Annotated in this window: 13 protein-coding genes; 11 read left to right on the forward strand and 2 right to left on the reverse strand. The window is 41.3% G+C overall.

All coding sequences use genetic code 11. The features are described from left to right. Nucleotides 1–236 precede the first annotated feature (236 nt). Nucleotides 237–479 (reverse strand): hypothetical protein, encoded by a 243-nt coding sequence (locus GBV73_RS02650; protein ID WP_042698416.1) that lies wholly within the window; start codon nt 477–479, stop codon nt 237–239. Next, nucleotides 470–1,237 (reverse strand): hypothetical protein, encoded by a 768-nt coding sequence (locus GBV73_RS02655; protein WP_253910282.1) that lies wholly within the window; start codon nt 1,235–1,237, stop codon nt 470–472. The genes GBV73_RS02650 and GBV73_RS02655 overlap by 10 nt, the downstream gene beginning before the upstream one ends. A 42-nt stretch (nt 1,238–1,279) precedes the next feature. Here GBV73_RS02655 and GBV73_RS02660 point away from each other — a divergent pair, with 42 nt between their 5' ends. The 11 genes from GBV73_RS02660 to GBV73_RS02710 all read left to right on the forward strand — a co-directional run bounded on the left by GBV73_RS02660 (nt 1,280) and on the right by GBV73_RS02710 (nt 14,505). Further along, nucleotides 1,280–3,043 carry a carboxypeptidase-like regulatory domain-containing protein gene (locus GBV73_RS02660; RefSeq protein WP_152879089.1) on the forward strand — a complete coding sequence of 588 codons (1,764 nt, stop codon included), beginning with the start codon at nt 1,280–1,282 and terminating at the stop codon, nt 3,041–3,043. Next, complete coding sequence (locus tag GBV73_RS02665) at nt 3,040–4,059, forward strand: DUF4350 domain-containing protein (RefSeq protein WP_152879091.1); 1,020 nt, start codon at nt 3,040–3,042, stop codon at nt 4,057–4,059. Before GBV73_RS02660 ends, GBV73_RS02665 begins: the two co-directional genes overlap by 4 nt. Beyond that, complete coding sequence (locus tag GBV73_RS02670; RefSeq protein WP_152879094.1) at nt 4,049–4,978, forward strand: MoxR family ATPase; 930 nt, start codon at nt 4,049–4,051, stop codon at nt 4,976–4,978. The genes GBV73_RS02665 and GBV73_RS02670 overlap by 11 nt, the downstream gene beginning before the upstream one ends. Before the next feature lie 3 nt (nt 4,979–4,981). Then, a complete protein-coding gene (locus GBV73_RS02675; protein WP_152879095.1) occupies nt 4,982–6,280 on the forward strand; it encodes a DUF58 domain-containing protein in 1,299 nt (432 codons plus the stop codon). Beyond that, complete coding sequence (locus GBV73_RS02680; RefSeq protein ID WP_152879097.1) at nt 6,281–6,817, forward strand: hypothetical protein; 537 nt, start codon at nt 6,281–6,283, stop codon at nt 6,815–6,817. Between the two features lie 51 nt (nt 6,818–6,868). Then, entirely contained in the window at nt 6,869–9,163 is a 2,295-nt protein-coding gene (locus tag GBV73_RS02685) for an STT3 domain-containing protein (RefSeq protein ID WP_152879099.1), read from the forward strand. Nucleotides 9,164–9,351: 188 nt separating this feature from the next. Next, nucleotides 9,352–10,230, forward strand: coding sequence for a glycosyltransferase family 2 protein (locus tag GBV73_RS02690; RefSeq protein WP_152879101.1), 879 nt, complete (start codon nt 9,352–9,354; stop codon nt 10,228–10,230). A 185-nt stretch (nt 10,231–10,415) separates the two neighbouring features. Further along, entirely contained in the window at nt 10,416–11,558 is a 1,143-nt protein-coding gene (locus tag GBV73_RS02695) for a glycosyltransferase family 4 protein (RefSeq protein ID WP_152879103.1), read from the forward strand. Between the two features lie 8 nt (nt 11,559–11,566). Further along, on the forward strand, nt 11,567–12,742 hold the full coding sequence (locus GBV73_RS02700) for a glycosyltransferase (protein ID WP_152879105.1): 1,176 nt from the start codon (nt 11,567–11,569) through the stop codon (nt 12,740–12,742). A gap of 27 nt (nt 12,743–12,769) precedes the next feature. After that, entirely contained in the window at nt 12,770–13,783 is a 1,014-nt protein-coding gene (locus GBV73_RS02705; protein WP_152879107.1) for a glycosyltransferase family 4 protein, read from the forward strand. Between the two features lie 38 nt (nt 13,784–13,821). After that, nucleotides 13,822–14,505, forward strand: a complete 684-nt coding sequence (locus GBV73_RS02710; protein ID WP_152879109.1) for a hypothetical protein — start codon at nt 13,822–13,824, stop codon at nt 14,503–14,505. Nucleotides 14,506–14,507: the final 2 nt, after the last annotated feature.

The raw sequence follows: 14,507 nt of genomic DNA on the forward strand, positions 1-14,507 counted from the left end.
CGGCCTGTGAGGGTTAGGCTACCTTGGGGTGGCTTAACTCCTCACGAAGCCCCGTCCTTGCGGACGGGGTAGTTCACTATGCTAAGGCACATGGTACAGTACACATAATGTACCGTGTACCTTGTACCATGCCATGCATTGAGTACATTCTGTCTGTTAATTATTACGCTGGCCTTCCGAACCATCGTGGCAAGAAAGGTATATGAAGTCTTCCAAACGTTCTGAAGAGAGGAGCTTTAACCGCTCAAAACCTCATACACCTTCTTCATGACTATGATTGCGAAGATAACAAGCAAGAGCTCAACTAGGGGCTTTAAGCCTTCCTTTTGTTCCTTGCTTAAGAATAAACTCCCCACTTCGAGGGTTATTAAAAGCCCGATGAGCGTTAGGGTCAGGAATACGTCGACGCTCTTTGTTGCAAGTGCTGATATGAGAACCCATGAGGAGAAGAAAAGTAGCATATAATCTTCTACATCCATTCCCTAACGCCTCCAAGCTTTTTGGCTTTTATCTCAATGCCGTAGTCCTTTTTCTCAAGGCTTTCCACGCCTATGATGTTGTCCGTTGCTTTAGCTAAGCCGAGGAGAATAGATGCACATATTGGACATTGGACTTTTTCACACTCTTCCGGACTGCACGATATTTCAGGCGAAACGATCACCCTTATATTTTCGTCGTTCTCCTCTATGTAAACCCTCTTTGCCAGTCCAAGGGCTTTTAGAACAGAGCCCGCCGAAGACTCTACCTCTGGAACGCTGGTTATCGGCGCTTCTAAGTGCTCCTCGTACTTCTCGAGAAGGTCTGCGCCTAGGGAGGTTATGAGTATTCCCATTGATCTTTCACTAGGAACGTCAGTCAGGAAAAACGTGTTCTCATCAAGCCTCGCGGGGTCTAGATCGAATTCCTCATAGAGGGGAACAAAAACTCCTCCCTTTGGGAGGTTTTCGTATGGGGGAATGTAGAGGGCCTTACCCTCAAGCTTCAGGTTGCTTAGGAGGTTTTTGAGAAACCCTTTATAGGAGTTTAACATTACGTCTACGGCGTCTTTCTTCACGTACTTGGAGGATTTCAATATCAGGACAACTGCACTCAAAAACAGCCCGGCGATTCCCAAGTTGATGTATGACTGATTTGCATCTAGGAAGCCTTTTAGAGCTATTAATCCCCCGGAAACCCCAAGCGCAGCGCTTACTATGTATTTCAGTTCCATTTCCCATCCCAAGTTATAGGGCACCATCAACTTTAAAAGGTTTGTTTTGTGAAATTTTCACCGATAAAAATGAGAGCGAGAACTATTGTTTTAGCTCTTGTATTCATAACCCTCCTTTCAGAGTTTGCTTATGCTGAAAGCTATTCTCAGGCAGAAGAGAATGATTATGGGGTTTACCTCTACTTTAACACCATGCTTGGAGAGTTCAATTCTGTTTTGAACGAGCTCCTCGAGAGTGAAAACGGCACCATTAGGGCTGAGTCATTCTATTCCCTTGCAAACATTACGGCTGAGGAGGTTGTAAGGTACGGTTCTCTTGGAATAAGACCCTCTGCACTTGAGCTTGCATACCGCTTTAAAGCTCTTGGAGAAGGTCTGTTTATGCTCTCTTCAAGCCAGCGGAAGTTTGTAGAAAGTCTTGAAAATAGCAACTTCCTTGATGCGAGGACAAACCTTTTCTCCATGAAGGCTTCTTTGGATGAAATCTACCTTAACTTGGCTCACATTTCTGGGATGAGGTTAGTTGGCGAGAACGGTGAGGCATTGAGTTTCGATTTGACGGAAACATACGGGGCCCTTGAGAAGGTGGCTAAGCTTATAGAGAGATATGAGGAGATGCTAAACAGACTATCGACTCCAACTGAATTTTCCATATTCTCATCGAAGGAGCACCCAGTCCTTTATGAGAACGTCACATTTTACGGCTACACACTAGGGCTTGAGAACGTGAGGGTTGTAATAAACAACGTCTCTTATATTCCAGAGATAGAAAACGGCGGCTTCAAGCTCCGCTATTCTTTCAATGAAACCGGGGTCTATGAGGTATATGCACAGGCAGTAAACGGGAGCCAGATGGTTACTTCAAACGTTCTCTACATAAACGTTCAAAAGATCCCAACCCATATAATCGCCCTAGAAAAAGCCGGCGTTAGCGTAACGGTAGAGGGCTATTTGGTTGATGAATTTGGGAACTACCTCCCGGGGAAAATAGTCGTTTTGGATGTTGATGGAAGAAAATACACATCACAAACGGACGAAAACGGGACTTTTGTTTTTGAGCTGGGTGAGATCTTTGAAAGTAAAAACGCTACAATATCTTTTGCGGGGGATGAGGTGTATAAGGGAAGCACATCTAAGCTGACGCTGATGCCTCCGAAAAAGAGGCTGGCAATAAGGCTGTTTTTTGAAGAAAATGAGGTTAGAGCGGGGGAGGAAGTTAAGATACCTGGCTATATAAATGGAACCCTTGGGGAGATACCGCTTGAGGTCTATGTTGACGATAAATTAGCCGAGACAATAAATGCTAGGGGAAACTTCACCCTTTCGTTGAGATTTAAAGAGGGGAAGCACAGCGTATACGTTAGGTTTGCTGGAAATGAGGAGTTTGCCGAGAGCGTTTCAAATATTGTTGAGGTCAACGCTGTCCCATACAACTACATGGATAGGGCATGGGCTTTCCTCGCTTTTCTGGTCTTGGGGTTTTTAGCGTATAGGCTTCTCACGAGAAAGCCGAGGGCTGAGGTCGTCGAAACAAAGCCCGAGGAAGGACAAGCAGAGGTTTTGATATGTGAAGAGAAGGCAGACCCAATAAATTCCTACCGCTTCCTGTACAACTTCTTTAGGAGGCTTTACAACCTTCCAAAATCAATAACACCGAGGGAGCTTCTCAAAAGGTTTGAGAACGAAATCTTCGCCCCCGAGCTGAGGAAAGCAACGGTTCTTCACGAAAGGAGCTTCTACGGGAAGAAAAAGTTGAGCGCGAGGGAGATCCTTGAAGGAATAAGGAGTGTTGCAGCTGCTATAGTAAAAGTCTTCGTGAGGGAAGAGCTATGAGCCGGGTTTTATACGCGATACTCCTTGTTGTTGGAATTGGCCTTATGATCATGCCCCTCTCAGTCCCGGTCTTCAAGAGCACTGCAGAGTACAGTGTTTTGAACACCGATTGGAACGGAGTTTCAAGCTTTGGAAAGCTCCTCTACTCAAAGGGTGAAATCGTGCCTGTCTTAACTACATACGACTCGGCTGGCCTTGGTGAGAAAAAGGGAAGTCTAATAATAGTGGGTCCCAATCTGGACTTCACAGATGAAGAAATAGCAGAGCTTAGAGAGTTTTTGGAAAACGGTAACACTCTGATTCTGGCGGACGACTTTGGGACAGGCAATCAGATTTTAGAGAGTTTGGGGCTTGAGCAGAGGTTTGGAAGGGGAGAGCTGATAACGCCGATATACTCCAAAAACCACCACTATCCAATAACCGCAGAGATAATGGATGAAAACCTAGGTAAGAACGTTGAAAAGATAGTCATGTACAATCCATCAATAATCCTAAACCCCCAAAATGCTCTCGTTTATACGCCCAACTCTTCCATATTCAAAAACAGCTACGGGGCTTTTGCGGTCGTTGACAAGGTAGAATATGGAAGTGGAGAAATAATACTCATCTCAGATCCAGATATATTCACGAACTCTCTCTTCAGGGAAAACGAGGAGTTCATAAAGAACCTTCTCGACTACGTGAGCGGGCCGTTCTTTATTGACGAAGCCCACCACAGGGACTTCAACCCATATTCCTCCGGAACAATAACCATAAGAAGGGCTGTCAATAAGGAGCTAATATTCTACTACATCCTGTTCGTGGCGGGAATAGCGTTTGTAATTGAGACTGGCATCTGGCTAAAGGTTTTGGAGAAGATTTTGGGTCTTCTCTTCAGGTTCTTTAAGGAGGAGAAAGAAAGCCTTGAGGAAATTATTAAAAGCCTTGAAAATGAAGGGTTTAACAAAGAACTACTCCTCAAGATCATTAGTGAAATTGAGAGCGGGTCAAAATTAGGTGGTAGGTATGGAAGGTAAAGAGTTCATGGAGAGGCTTAAGAAGGAAGTCAACAAGGCAGTTGTGGGTAAGGAAGATGTTATAGAGCTTTTGGCCATAGCTTTGCTTTCAGAGGGGCACGTGCTGATTGAGGGAATTCCCGGAGTTGCGAAAACCACTATAGCCAAGGCTTTTTCAAAAGCCATTGGGTTAAAGTTCTCGAGGATACAGCTTACGCCAGATTTGCTTCCCGCAGATATTATTGGAATCTTCTACTATGATCAGAAGACAAAGGAATGGACTATAAAGCATGGGCCAATTTTTGCAAACGTCGTTTTGGCAGATGAGATAAACAGGGCTCAGCCAAAGACACAATCAGCTCTGCTAGAGGCGATGCAGGAGAGGCAGGTGACTATAGAAGGAGTAACTCACAAGCTCCCGGAGCCGTTTCTGGTCATAGCCACCATGAATCCCCTGGAGCACGAGGGAGTTTACGTTTTGCCCGAAGCACAGCTAGACAGGTTCATGCTTAAGATAGATGTAGGTTTTCCTGACAGAGATGAGGAAATAAGGCTCCTTAAGAGGAAGAGTAAGGATGAATTCTGGGAAGTTGAGCCAATAGTGACGCACGAGGAATTGCTGGAGCTCATGAGAAAAGCCAGAGAAGTTTCTGTTAGCGATGAGATAATAGAATACATCTACGAAATCGTCTCAAAGACGAGAAGTGACGAGAGGCTCCTCTTTGGTGCTTCGCCGAGGGCTGGAGAGCATCTGCTTTATGCTGCGAAGGCTTCAGCCTTCCTTGACGGAAGGGACTACGTAATTCCAGATGACGTTAAGAAAGTCGCCCCATCAGTTTTGAGCCACAGGCTGCTTTTAAAAGCTGAGTACGAGCTAGAAGGAATTAAAACTAAGGACATAATACGGGAAATCCTTGAGGACACTGAAGTGCCGGTGTAGTCCATGAAGAGGGAAGACGTGCTCCTTACCCTTTCACTTTTGCTCGTCCTTGAAGGTTATTTGGGGGACAACCTAGCCCCAGCTATTCTCGGCTTTGGGATAGCGGTCTACCTATTCATGGTGAGGCTTGGGGTTGAGTTTTCAATTGCCGGTGAGAGAGCGTTAAGGGAAAACCGTCTTGAGGAGGGTAAGGAGGGAGAGGTCGAGCTGACTTTAGAGAACAAGGGGAGAGATGTCGTTGTTAGAATTCTTGAGTTGGCTGAGGACTTCGAGGTTTTAGGGAACCTTAGTTTTCCTTTGAAAGAAGATGAAGTTAAGAAAGTTTCTTATGCTCTAAAGCCAAAGCAAAGGGGTGAATTCCTCGTAAAGCCCGTGAAAGTTTTGGCCGAAGACATTAGGGGCCTGTATTTTGAGGAGTTTGAGCTTGGAAAGGAAGAGAGGGTTTACGTTTATCCCTCAGTTGACTCAATAAAAGAGGCTGCGAGAGCTGATTACAACATAAGACTTGCGGAGCTTTACAAGAAGAGCCAGTTCGTTGGAACTGAGGGACTTGAGATAAAAGATTTGAGGGAATATCAGCACGGCGATGACTTCAAGCGCATAGACTGGAAAGCAAGTATGAGGCTTGGAGAGCTCATAATAAGGGAGATGCTCAAGGAGAGCGATGCGGACGTTTACATTTTCGTTGACAACACTAGTGAAATGAAGAAGGGGATAAAGAAGGCTAAGATTGACTATGCCTCTACTTTAGCCTTGCAGTTGGCTGCAAATTTGATAAAGAGCTACCGCGTTGGAATGGTGATTTACGATGAAGAGAAGGCCGATTTCGTAAAGGCCTCAAAATCAATGGCTCAGCTTGAGGTTATGAGGAGGAAGCTTAACCTGAGGTGGAAGAGAGGTGAGATGAGCCTGAAGTTCAGGCTTGAGGTGAGGATAGGAGAGAGGGCTAGGAGGTTTCTCAATACTGTTTTACCTTTGAAGAAGGGGAAAAGGGGAAGCAAAGGAGTGTTTGAGGGCCTTTCTCTGATAAAGCAGCCTTCTTTCTTGATATTCATAAGCGATTTAAGCAACCCCTCTGACCTTTACAGGGCAATAGCCCAGGCGAAGTGGAACCACAGGGTGCTCCTGCTCTCTCCAAATCCAATACTGTTCTATGGAGGAGAGCTTGATAGGGAAAGTCTGGTTAGACTTTATAGGGCTTACCTGGAGAGGGAGAAGTTGCTCAAGAAGTTCAACGCCCTCGTTCCAACTATAGACCTCGGGCCGAGTGACTACATAAGGGAGATAGCGAAGGTGGTGTGAATGATAGGCGTGGTTGCTTCAATCGTTGCGGGTGTAATTTTAGGGGAGTACGTTCTCTTTGCCTCTCCACTTGTGTTCCTTGCATCTCTCAAAAACAGGGATCTCGGGCTAATCGGGTATTTTCTCTACGCCCTTTACTCGGGCTCTAGGGTTTTTGTTGGGGATGTTTACGTTTATGACGAGCTGATGAGAGGGTTAGTGTTCTTGTTTTCTATGATTTTACTCTTGGAGGATGTTTTGAGAAGGGAGATTAGGGTTGAGAAGTCCGAAATCGTTCCGATGGCTTTACTCCTTGGAGGGTTTTTACTCCCGGAGAGCTTCATTGCCGGTGCAATGTTATATCTTCTCACCTTAAAGCCTAACTGGAAGGTATGTGTTCCCGTCTTGGGTGTTCTGGTAGCGTTTGCCATTTTTGGGGAAGGACTTTCAAGACTTGGGGTTTCAGGACAGGTTATCGTTTTTGGAAGTTTCACGCTCTTCACAATAGCCCTCGCTTTCCTTCTCAAGGACGTTAAAAGGACGGAGGTGAAGTTTTAATAAACAACAAAGCATATATTGGGTAAATGCTAAACTTGAGGTGGTGGGAGCATGGAGTTTGAGAGGATTTTCAAGCCAAAAATCGCACTTCCTCTGATAACTATCATTGCTCTAATTCTCAGGTTGATTCCCTTGAGGTTCAAATACATGCTTGGCTATGACCCCTACTTTCATCTAGCTTATATAGAGGAGGCGTTAAAAGCAGGGGAGTGGTTTAACTTCTTCACAATAGCGGGTGGGCCGTGGGGGCATCAGGTTCACAAGTTCCATCCCCTCGGCTTGTGGATGACTCCTGCTTATATTTATAAAATTTTGAAGGTTCTTGGAGTTTCCCTTTATAATGCCTTCAGGGTAACTCCGGTTATATTTGGTGTTTTAACCATAGTTTTCTTCTACTTAACTTTGCTGAAGCTCTACGATGAGAGGAGGGCTTTTTTTGCCTCTCTTTTCCTTGCACTAAGCTTTGGGCACATCTTTAGGTCGATGGCTAACTATTACAGGGGAGACAACTACATGCTCTTCTGGTACAGCGTTGCTTTAGTGGGGGTTGCATATGCTTTTTCCATGGAGAAAAAGTTGGGTCATAAAAGGTTCGTCTTTTACATTATTCCAGCCCTTGCAAGCGGTTTCGCTTCAATCTTCTGGCAGGCTTATTATCCAATTTTCATATTTTTGCTCGCAAATGCAGTGTTTTTAGCCGTAGGGGCTTTTCTTCTGGACGAGAAGAAGCTCCTCGAATCTCTTTTGCTGATACTATCAACTCTCCTGGGGGCTTTTATTGCTAGCTCCTTAGGAGAAAGGTTTGGCTACGGAATGCTGGGTTATAACGATTGGCTGGGTAAAAGGGTTGCGGAGAAGTTAGCCCTTGAGTTTGGTGCAATAAAAGATGCCTACCTTCTGGTTCACGTTAAGTACTTGGTTCCCTTAGCCCTTGCATTCTTGGTGCTTCTTTTCATCGCTGGTAGGTTTGTCAAAGACGTCAGGATAAGGGCTGGGATTTTGGCTGGAGTTGGGTTGTTGGGAGTTTTTGTACTCTTCTACAGGTTTGAAGCTCTGAAGGAGCTATCAACTGGCTTTGGCATTTTTAAGGAGGCTCCTATAATGGAAACTCGCCCTTCAACCTTTAACGACCTCTGGAATGCTTTTGGTCTCTCTATGTTTTTAACTCCCCTCTTTTTCCTGAAGTTCGGGAGAGCCAAAGTTCAGGACTTTATGCTCCTCGGGCTTATCGTGCCGAGCGTTTACATGATCAAGACGTGGACTAGGTTTTTATTCATAGGCTCCATGGGAATTGCCCTGATGGCTGGCTTTGGTCTCTGGGAGCTTCACAGCGTTTTAAAGCCCAAACTTGATGGTAAAAAGGGTCTTGCAGTTGGTTTAACTTTACTCCTCATAGTTCCTTCTGCAAACGTCTTTGTGACTCTGGATAGAGTGTGGAAGGAAAAGCCCTTTATGAACGAGCACTGGGAGAGGGCTTTAACCTGGCTTAGAGAGAACTCAAATGATAACGATATAGTTCTGGCTTGGTGGGACTACGGTCACTGGGTTACCTATTACTCAAGAAGGTCTCCAGTTGCTCAGGGAAGTCCAAACACTAATGTTGCTCTGTACTACTTAGGAAAGCTCGACGAGAACTGGGCTATGGGTCTTGGAGTTGATTACGTGGTTGTTTCTTATTACGACTTCCTCAAGTTTGGTGCTATCGTTGATACCGCGAGAATGCATCCCAAGTATAACATAACTGAAGAATATGGAATAGTTATATTGCCCATGGTTTCCTCCCTTGGAGCGTTTGTTTTTCAGAAGAATAACTATAGGGTGATTGTCAAGCCCGGAGAAAAATGGAATGTTGTGGTAAACGTCGATGGGAGGACTTTAACTCCAAAGGAGGTTTATGTGGAGTATAAAAGTGAGATAATAAAGCCAGAGCTTTCCTCTTCCAACTCCAACGCTTACCTCTACATAAACCTGAACTACAGGTACGTTATTTTAATGAACGAAGAGACATTCAACACAACTCTTGCTAAGCTATTCATAAAGCCTGAAGAACCATACGAGCTTGTCTACTCCGATGGTGGCTTAATAAAAATCCTGAAGCTTAAGCATCCTAACGTTAGAGTGGAGAATACAAATGGAAAGGTAATCTTCCACTTTGAAAACGCAACCGGAACTGGATTAGGGATATGGGGATTCTTAGATAATGGAACCAAGGTCTTCGAAAAGTGGTATGACGTGAGGGGCATGGAAGAGTTTGAGCTTCCCAAAGAGGTCAATGGAACGGTTATAAGGTACGTCTACGCCGTGGGCAAGAAGACCGTTGATAAGGGGATATTTAGGCAAGGATGAGATAAAGAAAAAAAAATACTTGCCGAAATGTTAATAAATTACGAAATTAGATTACATATTAGAGGACTCAAAACAGGAAAACTCCAATAAATTGACCTGGAGGCCGTTTAGATGAATAAAATAAAAAAGCTTGATCCCTCGGAGTTTATGATACTACTCCCAAAGAAAAACGAAAATGGTGGATCCCAATGGATAACAGAACCCTAATAGTGATTCCAGCATACAACGAGGAACTAACTATTGGTTCGGTTGTAGCTTTAGCTAAAAGGTATGGTGATGTTCTCGTAGTTGATGATGGCTCTTCTGATAGAACTTCTGAAATAGCCAAGGAAGCGGGAGCTATTGTAATACGGCACGAGAGAAACATGGGCAAGGGGCAGGCCCTTAAGAAGGGTTTTGAATATGCCCTTAGCATGGGATACGATTTTGTAGTAACTTTAGATGCCGACGGCCAGCACAACCCTGATGAGATACCCTTTCTCCTCGAGCCTACAATTAAAGGCGAGGCAGACTTAGTTATAGGTTCGAGGTACTTAAACGAGAGTAAAAAGAAAATTCCAGTTTATAGACGGTTTGGATTGTGGGTGTTGAATAAGAGCACTAAAGCTGTAGCAGGTGTTGACGTAGATTCTCAAAGCGGTTTCAGAGCTATAAACAGAAAAGCTTTGGAGAAGCTAAATTTAAATAGCACCGATTACTCGGTGGAGACTGATATGATAGTGAAGGCCCGAGAAGAAGGACTCAAAATTAAAGAGGTTCCAATAAGTGTTCGCTATGATGTGCCAAAGAAACACAAGAAAAACCCTGTTTCTCACGGCCTTAGTGTTTTAGCAAGCATTTTGAGCTTTATAGGCTATAAGAGACCTTTACTGTTGTTTGGAAGCTTGAGCATGATATCGTTTATTGTTGCCGGAATTTTAGGGTATTTAGCTTTGGAGCCGTATTACAGGGGAGAAAATGTTTATTTAACTCAAGCTATAGGTGCAGGGATTTTTGTGATTATTGGAATTCAGTTGTTCATTGCTGGGTTGATGCTAAACGTGTTGGCAAAGATGGTGAGGGAGTGATTAAACAGGAGTTGAAAAATAGGGGGAGAGAAAGTTAATACTGCTCAAGCTTGGATCAACGGGACGCTCATAAGGTACACCTACGCTGTGAAATTCAAAAAGTTAAAAAGAAAACTTGCTTAGAAGTTGGGATTACCTATAGAGTGTTAAAATACACTATGAATAGAAACTGATGGGGAGGTACAATGAAGATATTAATAACTTCGATAGTCGATTTGAAAAAGGTAGCTCCAAACAGACTTCATCATTTTATCAAATATTTGTCGAGAAATCACGATATTTCTGTCATCTGTATTAATGATTGGTGGAGAGCGCAGCAAGTTGATACTAGCAAATATTATGAGAGCTTTAAAAAAATTATTGACCACGTTGATATTCACTACATAACAAACAAAAGGATAAGCCCAATTAAACAAGAATTCTTAGCGCCAGTACTGTTAGAGCTACCAAATGATGATTTTGATGTGATACTAAACTACAATACACTTGTATCTGGATACTATGTGGCAAAGAAATTAGGATTACCAATGATCTACGATTTAGCTGATGACTTGCCAGAAATGATAGCAAATTCTCCTCAAATTCCTAAGCTTGTTAGGTTTTTTGGAAAATGGTGGGGGAAAACAATGCTCAAAAAAAATGTAGCAATCTCAAAGAAAATTACTGGTATATCTTATACTCTTAGAGATGATTACTCAATCCCGAGTGAGAAATTTGAACTCATTCCCAATGGTGTTGATACTAAACTTTTTAAAAGAACTAAAACTGACTTAAAGCAAAAACTTGGGTTAGAGGATTACTTTGTTCTTGGTTATGTTGGGGTTTTGAGAGAGTGGGTTGATTTGACGCCAGTTTATCAGGCTATTAAAGATTTAGAAAACGTAAAAATATTAATTGTAGGAGAAGAAGGAGGACTAGAGAAAAATAAAAAACTCGTTAAGGAGTATGGAATAGAGGATAAAGTTATCTTTGCTGGTACAGTACCGTATACAGAAGTACCACAATACATTTCAGCTATGGATGTTTGCTTGATCCCATTCAAACCCAATGCTATATCACAGAATGCTGTCCCACTTAAGCTTTTTGAATATATGGCATGTGAAAAACCTGTAATATCAACTGAGTTGTCGGGAGTTAAAGCTGTTGCTGGCGATAGAGTGATCTATGCTTCGAATAAAGAAGAATATAGAGAAAAAATACTAGAATTATACAAAGATGAAGAATTAAGAACTAAACTGGGTAAAGAGGGTCGAAAATTCATCAAAGAGAATTATGATTGGGTAAAAATTGTTAAAAAAATGGAAGAAATATTGCTGACAGTGAGGTGAAATTTATTATGAAGATATTACAAGTGATTCCTGCATTTCCTCCAGCAGTAGGATATGGAGGGGGGCCTCTTGTAGCTTACGAAATCTCTAGACGTTTGGTTCTCAAAGGACACGATGTTACAGTTGTAACTACTGACGCGAATGATGAGAAAAGTAGAGTAAAAGAGAAGTTCTCTAGAATCAACGGAATAAAAGTTCATTATTTTAAAAACATTTCAAATCGCCTTGCATACTCTTATAAAATATTTATTTCTCCAGGATTAATTCCTTGGGCGAGAAGAGAATTAAAAAATTTTGACGTGATACATCTTCATGATACTAGAACCTTTCAGAACCTTGTAATTCATTATTTTGCGAAAAAGTACGGGATACCCTATGTTCTGCAGCCACATGGTACGCTATCTACAAGTGATCACAGAAAAGTTCTAAAGAAATTTTTTGATTTCTTTGGGAAGAGTATTGTAAAAGATGCAGAATATATTCTAGCTCTCAATGAAGGGGAAGTAAATCAAATTCAAAAAATTGGAGTTCCACGAAATAAAATTCGTATTTTACCTAATGGGATAGACTTATCTAATTACACTATTTTACCACCTAAAGGTTCTTTCAAGAAAAAGCTTAATATATCGCAAGACAAAAAGATAATTCTTTACTTAGGTAGGATCCACAAAACTAAGGGTATAGACCTTCTCATTGGAGCATGTGCTTACTTAATAAATAATATGAACTGTAAAAATGTGGTTTTGGTAATAGCTGGACCAGACGATGGATATATGAGCGAAGCTAAGGCTATGGTGAACTCGTTAGGAATAAGTGACTTGATTATATTTGCTGGTTTCCTTTCTAGTGAAGATAAACTTAAAGCTTTAGTCGATGCCGACGTATTTGTAACACCCATGTTCTATGGTTTTCCTGTGACTTTCCTTGAAGCTTGCGCTGTTGGAACACCGATAGTAACAACGAATGCTGGAGAAACGTTGGAATGGATAAATGGAAAAGTAGGTTACGTAACCCAACCCAACTATCATGACCTTGCTGAAGCAATATATAAAATTATTTATGATGAGGATGTGCGCAATAGGTTTTCTAAAAATTGCATTGAAATTGTGAAGTCCAATTTTTCATGGGAGAAGGTGGTAGAGAAATTAGAAAAGATCTACGAAGAAGTGATTACATATGTCTGATAAAACCTTAGGAAGGAGAGATGTGGTATGAGGATTTGTCTTCTTGGCGATACTCATGGAAATATTGACGAAGGAATGAAAAACATAACCTATAATCTTTCAAAGAGACTTATGAAAAGACATGACGTTCTCGTTTTAAATCCTCTGGATTTTGCTTCAGCTAGTTTTTGGAGACAGCTTAGAGAGTTTAAACCAGACATAATTCACTATATACCAGGCCCATCACTTAGGAGCTTTATTTTGATGAAGTTGATTTCTTACTTTACTAAACATTCTGTTAAACATCGTCCTAGACTCGTAATGTCCACGCCTCTTCCTCAGTTGTCTAAATTTTCTATGCAAGTCATTTCAAAAATAAAAGCAAAGCCAGATGTAATGTTAGTACAGTCCAAAAAACATCTTGAGATCTTCCAAAAACTTGGTTTTAATGTGCATTTATTCCCATTGTATGGTGTGGATACTGAAAAATTTATTCCAGTAGATAATAAAAGAAAAAAAGAGCTTCGAGCAAGATATGGGTTTAATGAGGATACTTTCGTACTTCTTCATGTGGGGCATATAAAGAGTGGAAGAAACATCTTATCATTAACATCCTTAGAAGGTAGGGACAGTATACATCTTGTAATTGTCGGAAGTACATCTACAGATGTAGAGAAAAAAGTCTATACAGAGCTCAAAAAAGCAGGATCTACTGTTATTACAGAATACATTCCTCATATAGAGGAGCTTTATCAGTTATCTGATTGTTACATTTTTCCGACGATGAGTAAAAATAACAGCATAGTCGTTCCTCTTTCTGTCTTAGAAGCTATGAGCTGTAATCTTCCGGTAATTACTACGAAGTTTGGAGCTCTTCCAGAAATTTTTGTGAGTGGAGATGGACTTTTCTTTATAGAAAGAGAAGAAGAAATTTATAAAGCTTTGGAGACGATTAGAGAAAAAGGTATAACCGTGAAAACAAGAGAAAAAGTCCTACTATACTCGTGGGAAAATATTGTTAAAAGATTAGAAGACGTTTATGAAGAGTTGTTGCATTATTAAAACTATAAAGGAAAAACACACACTAAAAGGTGTGAGTAATGAAAGGAGGTATATTAATCTGCTTTATGGGAATTGATGGTTCAGGAAAGACAACTCTAGCAAGAGAGTTAATTGCCGATCTAAAAAAGAGAGGGATATCGGCAGAATACAGATGGGGAAAATTTGAATCCTCAATACTGAGACTCCTTATATTTTTAAAAAACAAACTAGTAATACGTGAAAGCAATTTTAATGAAAATTATAAAAAAAGTTTAAAATTAAAAAACAAGCTATTTAGTAATAAGTTAGTCTCTAAACTTTATGAATGGTTTGTTTTAGTAGATTACACAATACAAATCATTTTCAAAGTTACCCTTCCGTTAAAGCTTGGAAAAAATGTGGTCTGCGATAGATACGTTTTTGATACAATTGTGGATTTAGCTCTCGATTTAAGATATAGTGACGAAAAAATAAGACGTAGACTGAATCAGCTTTTTAGATTATTACCGAGACCAGATGTTTTATTTTTTGTAGATGTTCCTGAAGAGATTGCATTTAGACGCAAGGATGATATTCCTTCTTTAGAGTTCTTAAAAAGCAAAAAAGAAATGTATTTCAAAATTTTAGAGTTTTTAAAGACCAGTTATAAATTTGAGATAGTGGACGGGACAAAGTCCATCCAAAGTTTAAAAAAAGAAATCATGGAAGTATTGATGAAAATAGATAGAAGCATTGGGAGGTAAAT

The organism is Thermococcus sp. 101 C5, from assembly GCF_009372125.1.
GTDB classification, from domain to species: Archaea; Methanobacteriota_B; Thermococci; order Thermococcales; family Thermococcaceae; genus Thermococcus_A; species Thermococcus_A bergensis.